Below are 14081 nucleotides of genomic sequence, written 5' to 3'. Positions count from 1 at the left end.
CTTCCTTTCTTTACTATTCGCCTCCAAATATTTTGCATACGAAATATTATAGTGTTTAAAAAGTTTCTAGTCAATCATATTCCTATAAACTTCATGAGTCTTTTAGTAGTCCTTTTTTCCCTACGCTGATTAAATTTGTCCGTCCAACGCAAAAAGCCCTTGCCGGATTAAACGAGAAGGATGTTCTCATTGTAACCCGGAAGGGCTTGGCTTTATGCAGGGGGGAGTTCGGCCCTGTCCGATGAAGGAGAAATAACGGGCGGCACGGCTTAGCGGACCATCCAGCCCCCGTCGACGCACAGAACGTGTCCGTTCATGTAATCCGAAGCACGGGAGGCGAGCAGCACCGCCGGTCCCATCAAATCCTCGGACGTGCCCCAGCGCGCAGCCGGAATGCGTTCGAGAATCTGCTTGCTGCGGACCGGATCGTCGCGCAGCGCTTCGGTGTTGTCCGTGCTCATGTAGCCGGGAGCGATGGCGTTGACCTGGATGCCTTTGGAGGCCCACTCGTTCGCCAGAGCTTTGGTCAGGCCGGCAACGGCATGCTTGCTGGATGTGTAGCCGGGCACGTTGATGCCCCCCTGGAACGACAGCATGGAAGCCACGTTGATGATTTTGCCGGAGCCCTGGGCAATCATATGGCGGCCGGCAAGCTGGCAGAGCGTGAACACGGAGTTCAGGTTCACATCCAGCACATCCTGCCAGTCCTGGTAGTCATGCTCGGCGGCCGGCTTGCGCCGGATGATGCCCGCGTTGTTGACCAGGATGTCGAGTCCGCCCAAGCCTTCGAGGGCTTGGCCGATCACGCCGGGCAGCAGGCTGCGGTCGGACACATCCGCCTGGATGGTGACCGCGCGGCGGCCGAAGCTCTCCACCCGGGCCTTGACGTCGTCCGCGGGCGTCCGGTTCGTCACCAGCGCCACGTCCGCTCCCGCCTCGGCGAGGCCGATCGCGATAGCGGCCCCGAGACCGCGTCCCGCTCCGGTTACGACGGCTTTTTTGCCGGACAAATCAAATAAGTTCATTCCGTACACCTTCCTTAGCCTAACGGTTATTAGAGGGGCGCCTGCAAAATGTTGACGGCTTCCCCGTATTTGCTCAGCGTTTCGGAACCGATGCCGCTGTCCGTGATCACATAGTCGATCTCGTCAAGCCCCGCAAACGTAATCAAAGCGCCCTTGCCGAACTTCTTGTGGTCGGCGACGCAGTAAATCGTTTTGGCGCATTCCATGTAGACACGCTTGAGCCTTGTCAGCTCTTCCGTAAAAATGGTCAGCCCGTAATCCGGATGAATGCCGGTGGCGGACAGAAACAGCTTATGCACGTTGAGCTTCTTCACCCAATCCGGATCGGTGCCGACAAGCAGGTTATGATGCCGGTACCCGCCCGGAACGACAAGCCGGATCTGATCCTTGGCCGTCAGCTCGCGGATAATGAGCAGATCGTTGGTCAGAACCGTGAGCGGCATGTTCTTCACTTTGCGGGCGATCTCCAGCGTCGTACTCCCGGCGTCGAGCGCGATGATGTCGTGCGGTTCGATGAAAGTCAGCGCGTATTCGGCGATGGCGGACTTTTCGCGGACGTGCTTGATATTCGGAATCTGCGGCAGCAGGCTCTCTTCGTCCGGCAAGGGAACGGCGCCCCCGTGGGTCCGCTTCAGAAGCCCCTTCTCCTCCAGCTTCTCGAGATCCTCGCGGATCGTCTTTTCCGTCACCTGAAATTTATCGCTAAGCTCGGAAACCTTGACGCTTTTCCGGCTTTCCAGTTCTTCCAGAATGGTACGATGGCGCTCAGCAGCCAGCATGAATAATTCCTCCTTGCCTGTCAAACAGGTTCATGCTTCTACTTTAACTCGTTCATAGGCACCATATCCATATCTTTAAAGGTATAATTTTCGCCGGCCATGGCCCAGATGAACGAATAGTTGCTTGTTCCCGCTCCGGAATGGATGGACCAGCTCGGCGAAATGACGCCCTGTTCATTGGAGACCACGAGGTGACGCGTCTCCGAAGGCTCGCCCATCATATGAAATACGCGCGCGTCTTCCTTCAGATCGAAATAGAGGTAAGCTTCCATTCTGCGGTCATGAATATGAGCCGGCATCGTGTTCCATACGCTTCCCGTCTTGAGCTGGGTAACGCCCATCATCAGCTGGCAGCTTTGAATGCCGTCGGCATGAATGTACTGGTTCAGAACGCGCTCGTTGGACGTTTCCAGGGATCCGAGGTGGTTCGGATTCGCTTCCTTGATCGAAATTTTTCTCGTCGGAATTTCCGCATGAGCAAGAGCCGAACAGAAATAAACGCGTGCCGGATTAGAAGCATCCTTGCTGGAGATCGTTACTTTCTTGTTTCCTTTGCCTACATACAGCGCGTCCAGACGGCCCAGCTCGAAGCTTTCTCGGTCCGCCGTGATAACCGCGTCTCCGCCGATGTTCAGGAAGCCGACCTCGCGGCGCTCCAGAAAGTACTCCGTTTTGAGCGTGTCGGCCGCTTCAAGTTCCAGCGCTTCCTTAACGGGAACCGCGCCTCCGATAACCATGCGGTCATAATGGGTGTAGACCATCGAAATACGTTCTTCCTGAAACAGGTTTTCGATCAAAAAGTCTTTTCTCATGCGTTCGGTCGTAAAGGTTTTAAAATCAGCCGGGTTTGTCGTGTGACGAATTTCCATATGGGGTAACCTCCTATAAGGTACGTTTATGTTCATTTATGTTCGTTTTTAGTGTATCACAACGGTAGTGAACATAAAAGAACTTTTTTCTTAGAGATCAGGGATTCTTTTTTTCATAGATTCGGGCGGCCGCCGCCATCTTTCTATTAATCTCGCATATAGTGATCTCAGAAAGGAGGAAAGAGTTCCCAACCCGCACAACGGACCCAGCCGGCCCTGCCCCTCCTCTTCAAATAAAAAAAGCGGCCGCCTTCCGAAAGATGAAGGCGGCCGCTTTTCCTATGGGCGGAACGGGAGTCCGGTTCAATTTCGATCAGCCCCGAGCCCGGGGAAACGTTGCGAAGTTTTTTGGGGTCGGCAGCCTGCGGGCATCGCCATGTTCGGGCAACGACTCCTCCACTTGCATTTTGCTTACCTTAATACTCTCCTTTGATTACAAAAAACGAGCCCCGAATCGTTCCGGCTAATGCGGACTTCTGTCTGGCAAACTTAAATTTCCCTTCTAACTCCTGCGGTACCTCCATCCCCTCCGAAAGCTTAAACCCGACGGCCCGCTTCTTGGGGTTATCGACCGTATACATGACATTGAGCGCAAGCCCGTCTTCATAAAAGACATAAGTAAATTGAATATTTTCCACTTGAAAACGCGACGTTTCCAAAGGCTTGGCCGCAAACTCGATATCACGTTCTTCCTTCAGTATCCGGTTCACATAATCCAGGTTCTCCTGACTTTCGCCGGCGGGTACAACCGTAAACTCATGCTTGTATTTGTTCATAAAATAACGGGCTTCGTTTGCACGCAGTCCGGCAAGCGCTTCCGCAACAGGTGAAGACTCTAGACCGGCCGTGGACACCTTTTTAAAATCAACGATAGACGACATTTCCATCTCTCCTCTTATCTTTTGGTTTCCTAAAACTGGGGCGTTAATTCATGAAGCGGTATCTTGTCTGCCTCTGCTAACAGACGAATCAGTCGGCGTCTAGTTGGATCTGCAATCGCGTCAAATACATCCTCCGCAATCGGTTGCTCTTGTTCTCAACAGTCTCTCCAAATTATTACGAAGGGGCAACCGATAATTTAACCACCTCTTGATACATTTTGCGGCTCTTTGGACGCAGCGCCCACGAGGCGATATTCAGTGCGGCATAGAAAAGAGGAAGAATAAAATGAAACCCGCTATCCCCATAATCGCCGGCAAACACGTGTGATAAAGCCGCACCCGTCATTAAGAAGAAAATACTGGCGTAAGCCCATTCTTTAAGCCGGGGAAAACCCGGCACGATGATAGCGATGACTCCGAGTAATTTCCAAGTCCCGAGAATGTGCGTAACGTATAGCGGGAATCCGATACCGGTCACCAAGTCTACATTACCTCCCAATCGCATTAGCTGCCCGATACCGCTTAATGTAATGGATATTGCGAGCAGTAAGGTCACGGTCCAATAAGCGATCGTTTTTCCGCGGTGCCGGGTTTCTGCTTTCGCAGTTGTTTCCATACTGATGATCGTGCTCATTTTGTTTCCTCCTTATACTTGTTTTAAGCGAAACATATTCAGGGTTCAATCTTGTTAATGACTGGCTCTTAATTGGACACCGTTTGGTGTCACTTTAAATTATAGGACACCATTCGGTGTCGTGTCAACAATATTTTTAAGTCTGCATGAAACTGCCGACTGGCTATGTGTGGCAATATTTTATAGCATTTGGCTCTTTGATTGAATGCAAAAAAAGCTCCGGCGCGATAACGCCGAAGTTTTTGAACATGAGTCAGTTTTGGCGGGCGTCGGGACTGCGAGAGAATCGTGACCGATGGCAACCTGATTACAGCCGGTTCGGTCGGAGCAGTTTATCACCAAGAAATCATGATATCTCCGTAACCACAGCACTGCCGAAATTTATGAAACCCTATCGCTGGAAGATTATCGATCAAGCCTCAGAGAAAATTCAGCAGGAATAATAAAACAGCGGTCCATTCAACTATCGTTCAATGATGAAAGTACCCCCAATAATGGAACCCTATTTGTGTTCCCCAAGCCATTCTTTAAATTCATGTACTCTCCAATCGTCTTTATTGATTAGCCTCTCGTCTTTCAAAACTACTTCATGTGCATGTCTAATTAATTGACTTCCTTCCAATTGAATGCCTTCCTGTAAGTCGGTCAATACGCCATCGCATAATAAAGCGAGCGTAGCCGCTGAATACCATCCCATCCTAAATTCAAAACTATCCTTTGTACTTATGTAAAAACTTATTTCAGTTTCCGCTTCTCTTAGTTTCTTCTCAATTAATCTCAATGGTTGTTGTTTGCCAAATATCTTTGTGAAAAAGGTTCCCTTCTTACCCTTTACTTCAATATGTCTAACAAACCATTCAAATCCTGTCATTAGTTTGATATTATTCAGACTACTGTTAGGGCAATCATAGATGACAACCTTGAAGGGAAGAAATCCTGAATGAGTATTGAATGAAAATCCAGGATATACTTCTACATCCATATTAAACTTTCTTATTTCAGACAACCATTCAGGTATAATACTGTCATTTAATCCCTTAAGGTGGACAGAGAGATCGTAACTCATATACTTCTCCTCTTCTAATGGAATCATTATTTCCAAGGTGCCTTACGCAATGTTGCGCGAGTTTTCAATGGTATGGATATGGAGCAGTTAAATTATTCTTTGTCAAAATAATCATCCGGCAAATTTAATTCTTTCAAACAATCTATAAATTTTTCCCTGAAATTATTTTTGCTTTTATATTCCGGCCATGCAGCCTTATAATAAGGCAATAACTTCTCATGTGGGATAATGCCCCAATAGTGAATAGAGTTTTTCACAACCTCCTTGCCGCCCCCCATGAACATCTGTTGAATGATCTCCCAACTTTCCGATTTGTCATTGCAACTGCGTGTGGCATAAATTGCAGCTGTTTGTATATTCGAGTCGTTGTGGCACAAAAAAGGCGCAAAGTTTTGGAGTGTAATCGCGCCGGAAGATTCCAAAACATACCCCACATGACGCAGCGTCTCCGGGTCGTGAACCCTGTCAAGACTTTGCACTATCACTTGTATAAATTCCGCTAAATCAGAAGATTTACCGTACCAGTTCAGAATGTATAATGCTTGTAAAAAATCCTCATTACTTTCAGAATGCAACAGCTCAAGGAGAAAGTCTCTTCCCGCGTCAATAGAGGTTTTGCAGATTAGCTGAATGGCTGTGGTGCGATCATTTTGTCCTTGCTCAGCAACGCTTTCTAAAAAATCAACGGTTGGCTGCGAGATTTTCTTAAACTTGAACATTCCATCAAGCGCTTTTGATTTGATTTCTTCGTTTGGGGCGTTTTGATAAACCTGTATTAATGCATTTTCATCGCCCGGCATTCTGGTGCCAAACCACGCGATATCATAATCCAAAATAATTTCGTCCAGCCAGCGCTCATACCAGTCCAGAAAGTTGTCTTCATAAACAAAGAAAAAGGGATGATCCGGATAAAAATCTGAAGTGTAAACGATTTTCCCCCTGTGTTTCCCTTCAAGTACGAGATACATATCGTATTCGCAGCCTTGTGTGCCAATACACAACATGCCGCCCAACACCCTATCGCGGACGGCGTCGTATTCCAGGTCGGAGATGTCCTCATCATTGATCAGGGGATCGGTCAGATGGTTCCATTCCTCTTTTGTCATTCCGGGGTGTAGAACGCATTTTGTAGTAAGTGCACTACCGGTATAAGAGGTTGCCTTTTCAATCGAATAAATCCCGTAATACGGCCCGGCACCTCCATTTCCGACTCTCGTTAAAAACTGCGCATAAGGCTCCGGGAGTGTGACTTGATTCTTTGCTTGCCAGTCCGCAAGCTCTTTTGCTGTAAGCTTTTCATAAACCCTGTATTTGTGTGAGGATGCTCCAAACACCGAAAAAGCCGTATCTTTGCGCATGGCCTTTTCGAGTTTGTTTTTTATTCGATCAAGTTGCGTTTCTTTCTTCCAAAACAACATATTGAATTCCCCCTGTTGATTATAGCCGGGCTTCCTTCGTTTGCTTATCCAGCAATTTCAGCAGATGCGGAAAGCGGTATTCTCCGTACATACTCTGTATGTGCTCGGCAGCGGTTGCTAGCTCCATGCCGATAGAGGTTATATACAAAGGCTTGGAACTGCTGCCTCGGTAAATCTTTTTGACAAAGGCTTCGTTGTCGTGAAAGGCACTTTTTGCAACACCGATCACTGGAATTTTTCCTGAAAAATGTGTGTAAACATAATGTCCGAGCCCGGGCTTTTTCTCATTGTTTAAGTACACGTAGCCATCCACAACAATGGTATGTATTTGATTTATATCAGTAAGTTTCAACAGTTCCTGTATACAAGGGAGCTCTCGTTTATAGAAAAAACCCGTTTCGTATTCGTGAGGGTTTTCCGTATAAGAGATTATGACTTCGAGTGGTTTAGAATCTTCCCAGCTCTGAAAAATAACCCCCACTGACTTCGCTTGGTTTTCCTCATAATATACATCGACAGCGATGATCATGGATAGCAATCCCTTCCTTTAAGCCCATTTTAAGCTATAAATTATAGCCATTATATCACAGAGTATTTTTTCTGCCGCAGGCGTAGAATAAAGAAAATATCCACCATAATAAATTTAAAGTACGGATTTTTATGTTCAATTTTGCCGCCGACAACGGAGAGCAGGATGGGAACCGTCCGGCTTTTTCCACAGCCTTTAAAAAGAGACAAACAAAGGCCTTATTTTGTAGTCTTTGCTCGCCGGACAATTATCACTATCGTCTTAATCTGCTGATTGAGCTACCATCAAGTACTGTGGAGAGAGATTTTTAATAATAAGTGAACCACTGACCATGGCAAGAGTTATCAGGAAATCCATGCAGTAAAAAGACACTGAGATTCAATCCATCAGTGTCTTTGTTATTGCTGCTTTTCTACCGAGCTTGGAAATAATCTTCTCCTTCATACAGGTCGGCTTCGCCCAGCCTGGCGAATAACTCCTGCAAACAAAAATTAATGTTGATTTCACTCATTACGTCATGTCTTTCCATCTGCTTTGACGACGTTATCATGTTGATTAATTATCGTTTGGAAAAATTTAAGCGAAGCCTGCAGTTCTGATTCCGAAAATGAGTTCAAATCATCGAAAAATTTGCGTTTTATTTTTTCATGCATCAACGTGTGCGCTTCGAAGACTTGCCTGCCTTTGGGCGAAAGGCTAAAATACACTTCTTTCTTGTTGTCGTTCATCTGGCTTCGCTTAATGAAACCTTCTGTATGCAGTTGAGTGCTGACTTTTGTAATACTAGCCTTGGACAAATTCATTTTTTCCGCAATTGACGTGTTATTTATTGGTTCGTTGTTGCCGATGCAATCAATTACGTGTATGCCTGTCAAATTCGGAAACGAGGTAAGTCCTTGCAGCTTTGCGAGATTAGCAAACTCTTCAATCTCGGTTCTGGAAATATCCTCTGCCAAATGCAAAAAATGAAGAAATCGGTCATATAAAAATTGCTTAAGTCCCTCGGATGGATTCACTATGCTCCCCCTTTATATTACAAAGTTATATGAATGAACCAGTCACATATGGATAACACCCGTCGAAATTGTTAACACGTAAACTAAAGTACCACATCCATCTCAATTAATCAATTGCTGAACCTCTATCCAATTTGATGACCGAAATTTGTAGCCAACCCTGTTTGGTTGATTGTTTTAAACATTTTTCGCATACCTCACATGATATCTACTCTCAATAATAAGTTTGACAAACGCCATTCACACATTATATAGTTTACTCGTGAACAAAAAAAGATATTTAAACTCCTTGACTCTTTGATTTCAAATTAAAATTATTGTTTGTGTATTAACAAAAACTGAAGAAGGTGATCTTTTTGGACTTCTCCAAGGTGATAAAAGAACGTAGATCCATAAGGAAATTTACTGTAACACCGATAGAACAAGAACTGATTATTTCCTTGCTGAATAACGCTGCAAGCTTGTACGAATCCGAGAAGACGCCGCACTGGCGTTGTGTTCATTTCAACACGCTCGATTCGCGTCAAAGGCTAGCCAACAGCATGGTTGCTAAGGTAAAGGAAAGCAGGCTGGGAAAGCTTATCCCCTCCCCAATGACGGATTTTTTCGCGAAACAATTATCGAATACCCCTGCCAACTTGGTCTTTATTGCAGAAGCAACCGATAACAAGCAGCAAAGTGACGAAAATTATGCAGCAGTATGCAGCATCATGCAAAACTTTCAGTTGCTAGGGTGGAATCACTCGTTGGGCATGCTGTGGTACACAGACCCAATGATTCAAAGCGAGTCCTTCTTTAAGGAAATAGGCTTGCGAAAAGGAGAGAGATTTGCCGGGATATTGCATATAGGGCACTTCGAAAAAACGCCAAGATCCTGGCGGAAAAGAACGCCGGCAGAAAAGAAGTGGATTTCAATTGGTGAGGATAACAGGCTGCATTCGGATAACCTTCAAATAAATTCACAAAGTATTCTAGATGTTCTTAATGAGGCGGTCTGGGCACCAAACGACGGATTACGAGAACCGTGGCGATTTGTTTACGTGACTGATAAAGATATGGTCAGCCAACTAGGATCCTCATATGAGGATGCTTCCCCTTCGTTGCTTCTGGTCGTGGCAAAGGAAGAAGCGGATCTCCACAAGCAAGAAGAGGATTACGCAGCGGTTTGCTGCTTAATTCAGAATTTTCAATTGTTGACTAAATCAAAACCATGGAACGTGCGACGCATGATTCCGGATTGGATTTATGACCGCGAAAGATGTAAGCCATTTGGGATTCTTCCTCAGGAACGGATTGTGGCGGTGCTGGAGCTCGGGGGGAATAATCGTTACTCGAATTCCGCATCAACCTCCCCATTGCTGAATATTACTCATCTTTGACTATTGTGACTTTTAAACGCCCGACGCTTGCTATAGTTTTCGTCCAAAATAATTCCGTGAATGATACCCCTTCGTGTTTAAGGCGGTGGGGCTCCCCAACTTCCGATGCGTGCTTGATGACGAATTGGCTTACTTGTTTCACAGAGATCGTCTCGCTCGCTGTCCCGCCGGTACTTACCGTACCGATCATCGAGGTCAATGTGTTTGCGCTCGTAGCCCCCATTTCGCGTACAGCGTTATTGTTTGTTTGATTGGATCCGACTTCTTGTAGGCTTGCGTCAGCGCACTGTCGTAGTACCAACCCTCGAAGCTGCAGCACTCCTTCACCGGAATATATTGAGACACCAATGTACCTCCGAACGGCACCGCTTCAGAATAAAATATTGAACCGCCGTTCGTGTTAAGAGACACGATCGGTTGGCTATCCCTCAAAGAAGAGAGCGACGACACAAACGCTGGTTATCTCCATATAAAAAAATGTCTCGCCCTGGTGCGCAACCTTCACAGGTATGCGTGGCGAGATCTGTTACCAACATGATATTTCAGCAGCTAATATTTGTAAGTTGAATTAATATTTCCTTTCGCATGTGCATGCGACGAAGCCTACATCGCACTCTCTCCTGTTAACTTGACTATGCCTCTGCTATTATATCGTTCTGCTCGACAACTAATCTAATACCTTCCCCCTACTGAACGGCACCGCTCAGATGCTCGTGCACGAGCTTCCACTCGCCCTCAGCATCCTTGACGAACACATTCGTCCCGCGCCCGCTCCCCGAAACAAACTTCCCGTTGTGATAGCCTTCCCAATGATACGTGTAAATGCAGGCGGCCGACTGCGGACTCTCCGCAATCCACTGCACATCCCGGACCGAATACACCTCTTCACGGATAAGATTCCATGCGTTCTCAAAGTACGCCCGGATTTGCTCCGGCGTCGTGCAGCTCTTGTCCGTGAACCAATAGACGGCCAGCGGGTGAAGAACTTTTTCGACTTCACTGAAGTCGTGTGTATTCGTAGCGGCTATGTAAGCTTCCAATGCTTTTTGATAGGTCATGCTGCATCTATCCCTTCTTTTGTTCTTAGCGGTCTGTATCTGTTCTTGATTGCCTCACAAGCTCCGTAAGATCCCGGACATTCGTCAACACATCGTCGGGCTCCGGAGAAAACTGCGTCGTTTGAACGGTCTCAAACCAGTGAGCCCCAATCGTCCACAATCCGGCCGACTTCCCGGCCTTAATATCCGCGCTGCTGTCTCCAACGAAGATCGCGTCCTCCTTGGACACTCCAAGCTTTTTCAGCGCTGCAGAAATACCCTCCGGGTCCGGTTTCGGACGCTCTACTTCGTCGCCGGATACGGAGAAGCAGAAGTATTTTCTAATGTCCAGCTTGTTCAAGCTAACATCGAGGGCTCTCCTGCTTTTGCCCGTTATGATGACCATGCGAACATCCAGCTCGTTTAAAGCCTCCAGCATATGTACAATGTCCCGGGGCATGCTCACCCTTTCATGAAAATGGTTTTCATAGAAAGCATAGTAATCCGCTATGGCTGCCGGCGCCTTGGAAGCGTCGCTCACATTCAGCCGGATGATGTCATCCTCGGTCGGTCCGAATTTGGCCGTAATCTGCTCGTCGGACAGCGTCACGTTTTCGTACGTTTCAAAAACACGGCGGAAAGCGTCGAATGAAAGCGGCAGCGTATCCGCCAGCGTGCCGTCGAAATCGAAAAGAACCGCCTTGATCGGCATGGGTGGGGTCCTCCTTTTTTATAGAAACAATTAAGAATTCAGCATTCGCCTGCTGCGCAGCATCAGGTTGGTCAAACCGCCCAGGAGCGTGCCGAGCACAACGCTCAAAAGATTGATCCCTGTCGTGATGAACCAAAGTATTCCGGCTCCTAAGTCATCTTCCGCGGCCGGAAACAGCAGTCCTCCGATGAAAAGAAACAACAAGCAGCCGAGCGGACTCAGTACAAGGAGAAAAACCAACACGGCCCAATATTTCGTCCGGAACCATGCAACAACCGGCAGCGCGTACAAAATCGTCAGAACAGCCACGGCGAGACCTAGGCTTTCCATTACCGCAGAATACTTATAGACACAAACAAAAAGCAGTTCTCCGCCCGCTCCGTGAAGAACACTTAAAAGCAGGGTCAACCGAAGCGTACCGAAAAACGTGCAGTTCCACTTTTTTACCATAATCTCTTCCCTCATTTAAACGGATTCACCGCTCACAGCAGACTGACTGCAATACCGGCTATTCCGATAAGCAGAAAAATTCCTCCGCCGATCCTTGTGGAGAACAGATACAGATCCGACGGCTCCGTTCCGTCGTTGGATTTCCAGCTTTCCTTGACGGCCCAGACGGCGCCCGGCGCAGCCAGCATTAAAAGCCCTATCACGACTAGGACAATAAAAATGAAAATAGTCCTTACCTCCTTTCTCCCTTCCTGTTTCCTTTATCTTACATCTCTCCGTCTTTTCCCGCAAAATAAAAAAACCGCCCGCTTCCCGAGAAGCGGACGGCCCGGCTGCTTACATCTGGTCCCACTGGTTCCAGTTGATTTTGAGAACGCGGTCCATGATGTACGTCGTCGTGTACCGGTATTTGTTCGCGCCGGACTCGAACAGGACGAACAGGTCGCCGCCCACCGGCACGATGCCCTCGGTCATCGGTACGGCGGTCAGCTTGCTGTTCGTTGCCTTGGCGGACTGCCCGTCGAGGAACCAGACGGGCACGCTTGTCCCGCCCACGGTTCCCGTGGCGTGGGCCGGCTCCTGCAGCGGGTTGTTATAGCGGTACAGCGTGCTGTCGTTGCCGCGTCCGTAGGACTGGCTGAGCACGACGGAATTGTGCATAAACGCGATGCCCTGGATCTTCTCCGTTATGGACAAGAGATAGTCCGGCACGGCCGGAGTGCCGGCGCTGCCGTTCCACTTGTCCGAACGGATCGTATCCGTGACCGGGTCAAGCCGGTATCCCGCGGTCCAGGCGTAATGCTGCACGCCGTCGCGGTTCACGAGCTTGTGGCTCGGATCGGTCGGGTAGCTCTTCGCTTCGTAGAACTCGCCCACCCAAAGAACGCCGTCGGCGAACGTGTTGAACGCCGCGTCCACCGGCACCGGCACGGAGCCGATGAAGGAGACTTCGCCGTTGTTCTGGGCGCCGGTCACATCGCTCAGACGGAGTTGATGCAGCGCGCCTTCCGAGGCGATCCACACGTGATCCCGGCTGACCGCCACGCCTCCGGCATGTCCGGTGTACGGAGTGCCGTCGCTGTTATACAGCACGATCGATTTGACGTACTGGTTCGTCGAAGCGTCCGTGACAGTCAAAGTCGCGGGACGGCCGTCTTCCAGATACGCCACGGTGAGCAGCCAGTTGTTGGCCTGGTAATACGCCATCCCCTGCGGGACGAGATCCTGTTTCAATCCCGGAACGACCGGACCGTCGGAGCTGATGTTCCACAAGCTCTGGTACTTGGCGTCCTTCGGATTGACGGCTCTTTCTTCCTGCGTGATCAGCTGGTGGGAAGGCGTGACGGTAACGGACGTTTTGGCCGATTCGTTCTCGGAAAGATCCACGGCGCTGATCTGGAATGTATACGGCTTGTTTCCGATCAGGGAGTAAGCGGTGAACTCGCGCTGGGAAGCGGGAACTGTATAGAGCAGGGCTCCGTTCTGGTAGATGTTGTACTGGAACACATCGCCCTCGGGGTTCGCCGACCACGAGAGCTTCGCGCTGCCGCCGCCCGCAGCCGCCGTAACACCGGCCGGTGCCTGAGGCGCCAGGTTGTCCTGCTTCGGACGGGCCGGCGCTTGTCCGGCGAGAAGTCTGCCGGGCGTCGGCGCCTGGAGGCCGGCGATCTTCTGCATCGCCGTACCGCCCGCCGCCGGATAGCGGTAGGTGATCGTCTTGCCTTCGGCCACATCGTCGGCCGTATACGAAGCCTTGGCCGTTTCCACGCCCGCCGGGTCCAGGATCGTGACGGTCTGCGTACCGCTGTTCGTCAGGCCGCCGACATTTTCAATGATCTGAAGCTTGCTGTCCGGTACGTACTTGCTTGCGTAGGAAAGGGAATAATAGCTGTTAAACGCCTCTTTGCCAAGCGGAGCGATTTCGGCTCTCCGGGTCCAGACCACGCCGGTCTCCCAAGGTCCCAGCTTGTAGGACTGGGCGATTTGGGCGGTCCAGCTGCCGGCTTTGAACCGGTAGCCCTGCAGATCGACCTGTACGGCGCTGTTGTTGTACACCTCGATGTACTCGAAAGCGTCGTAGCTCGCGTAATTGGTCGTGTCCGGCACCAATTCCGTAATGAGCAGCTTCGGCACGGCCGCGGCCTGAACGGACTGAGTCGGCGAAACCGGCAGAAGCGGAGCCGCCGCCAAGGCCAGAGTCAAGACACCGGCCATCTTGTTGCGTAAACTTTTGCGCATTCTTCATCCTCCTAGGCGTAACGATTATATGAAAAACGGCCGAATAAG

Annotated in this window: 16 protein-coding genes and 1 pseudogene; 1 reads left to right on the top strand and 16 read right to left on the bottom strand. The window is 49.1% G+C overall.

Going from position 1 to position 14081, the window contains the following annotated elements:
• Nucleotides 1-269 precede the first annotated feature (269 nt).
• From kduD to C4S74_RS07610, 10 genes and pseudogenes are all read right to left on the bottom strand, one after another.
• The gene (gene kduD, locus C4S74_RS07655; RefSeq protein ID WP_103994744.1) at nt 270-1025 is read right to left on the bottom strand and encodes a 2-dehydro-3-deoxy-D-gluconate 5-dehydrogenase KduD; all 756 of its coding nucleotides are present in this window, start codon (nt 1023-1025) and stop codon (nt 270-272) included.
• A 29-nt stretch (nt 1026-1054) separates the two neighbouring features.
• Nucleotides 1055-1804: a DeoR/GlpR family DNA-binding transcription regulator gene (locus C4S74_RS07650; protein WP_103994743.1), complete on the bottom strand. Its 750-nt coding sequence runs from the start codon at nt 1802-1804 to the stop codon at nt 1055-1057.
• 38 nt (nt 1805-1842) lie between these two features.
• On the bottom strand, nt 1843-2673 hold the full coding sequence (gene kduI, locus C4S74_RS07645; protein WP_103994742.1) for a 5-dehydro-4-deoxy-D-glucuronate isomerase: 831 nt from the start codon (nt 2671-2673) through the stop codon (nt 1843-1845).
• Nucleotides 2674-3089: 416 nt separating this feature from the next.
• Entirely contained in the window at nt 3090-3554 is a 465-nt protein-coding gene (locus tag C4S74_RS07640) for a phage tail protein (RefSeq protein ID WP_103994741.1), read from the bottom strand.
• Nucleotides 3555-3586: 32 nt separating this feature from the next.
• Nucleotides 3587-3694: pseudogene (locus C4S74_RS26950) on the bottom strand (transcriptional regulator); the annotation flags it as partial.
• 35 nt (nt 3695-3729) lie between these two features.
• Complete coding sequence (locus C4S74_RS07630) at nt 3730-4188, bottom strand: DoxX family protein (protein WP_103994740.1); 459 nt, start codon at nt 4186-4188, stop codon at nt 3730-3732.
• Nucleotides 4189-4690: 502 nt separating this feature from the next.
• Entirely contained in the window at nt 4691-5254 is a 564-nt protein-coding gene (locus C4S74_RS07625; RefSeq protein ID WP_103994739.1) for a hypothetical protein, read from the bottom strand.
• A 92-nt stretch (nt 5255-5346) separates the two neighbouring features.
• Nucleotides 5347-6672 (bottom strand): SMI1/KNR4 family protein, encoded by a 1326-nt coding sequence (locus tag C4S74_RS07620; RefSeq protein ID WP_103994738.1) that lies wholly within the window; start codon nt 6670-6672, stop codon nt 5347-5349.
• Between the two features lie 19 nt (nt 6673-6691).
• On the bottom strand, nt 6692-7201 hold the full coding sequence (locus tag C4S74_RS07615) for an endonuclease V (protein ID WP_103994737.1): 510 nt from the start codon (nt 7199-7201) through the stop codon (nt 6692-6694).
• Nucleotides 7202-7716: 515 nt separating this feature from the next.
• A complete protein-coding gene (locus tag C4S74_RS07610; protein WP_103994736.1) occupies nt 7717-8217 on the bottom strand; it encodes a MarR family transcriptional regulator in 501 nt (166 codons plus the stop codon).
• Between the two features lie 356 nt (nt 8218-8573).
• Here C4S74_RS07610 and C4S74_RS07605 point away from each other — a divergent pair, with 356 nt between their 5' ends.
• A complete protein-coding gene (locus C4S74_RS07605) occupies nt 8574-9596 on the top strand; it encodes a nitroreductase family protein (protein WP_103994735.1) in 1023 nt (340 codons plus the stop codon).
• A 195-nt stretch (nt 9597-9791) separates the two neighbouring features.
• Here the strand turns inward: C4S74_RS07605 and C4S74_RS27250 are convergent, their stop codons facing one another.
• From C4S74_RS27250 to C4S74_RS07580, 6 genes are all read right to left on the bottom strand, one after another.
• A complete protein-coding gene (locus tag C4S74_RS27250) occupies nt 9792-10007 on the bottom strand; it encodes an InlB B-repeat-containing protein (RefSeq protein ID WP_181024335.1) in 216 nt (71 codons plus the stop codon).
• Between the two features lie 275 nt (nt 10008-10282).
• A complete protein-coding gene (locus tag C4S74_RS07595) occupies nt 10283-10654 on the bottom strand; it encodes a DUF4440 domain-containing protein (RefSeq protein WP_103994733.1) in 372 nt (123 codons plus the stop codon).
• A gap of 25 nt (nt 10655-10679) precedes the next feature.
• Entirely contained in the window at nt 10680-11345 is a 666-nt protein-coding gene (locus C4S74_RS07590) for an HAD family hydrolase (RefSeq protein ID WP_103994732.1), read from the bottom strand.
• Nucleotides 11346-11375: 30 nt separating this feature from the next.
• A complete protein-coding gene (locus C4S74_RS07585; protein WP_103994731.1) occupies nt 11376-11795 on the bottom strand; it encodes a hypothetical protein in 420 nt (139 codons plus the stop codon).
• A gap of 32 nt (nt 11796-11827) precedes the next feature.
• A complete protein-coding gene (locus C4S74_RS26440; protein WP_374755397.1) occupies nt 11828-12010 on the bottom strand; it encodes a DUF6199 family natural product biosynthesis protein in 183 nt (60 codons plus the stop codon).
• A gap of 121 nt (nt 12011-12131) precedes the next feature.
• Nucleotides 12132-14033, bottom strand: coding sequence for a lamin tail domain-containing protein (locus tag C4S74_RS07580; RefSeq protein WP_103994730.1), 1902 nt, complete (start codon nt 14031-14033; stop codon nt 12132-12134).
• Nucleotides 14034-14081: the final 48 nt, after the last annotated feature.

The sequence above is a fragment of the Paenibacillus sp. UNC499MF genome, from assembly GCF_900107975.1.
Lineage (GTDB): Bacteria > Bacillota > Bacilli > Paenibacillales > NBRC-103111 > Paenibacillus_F.
Note: the sequence above shows the minus strand (reverse complement) of the source record. Positions and strands in the feature narration are given on the sequence as shown.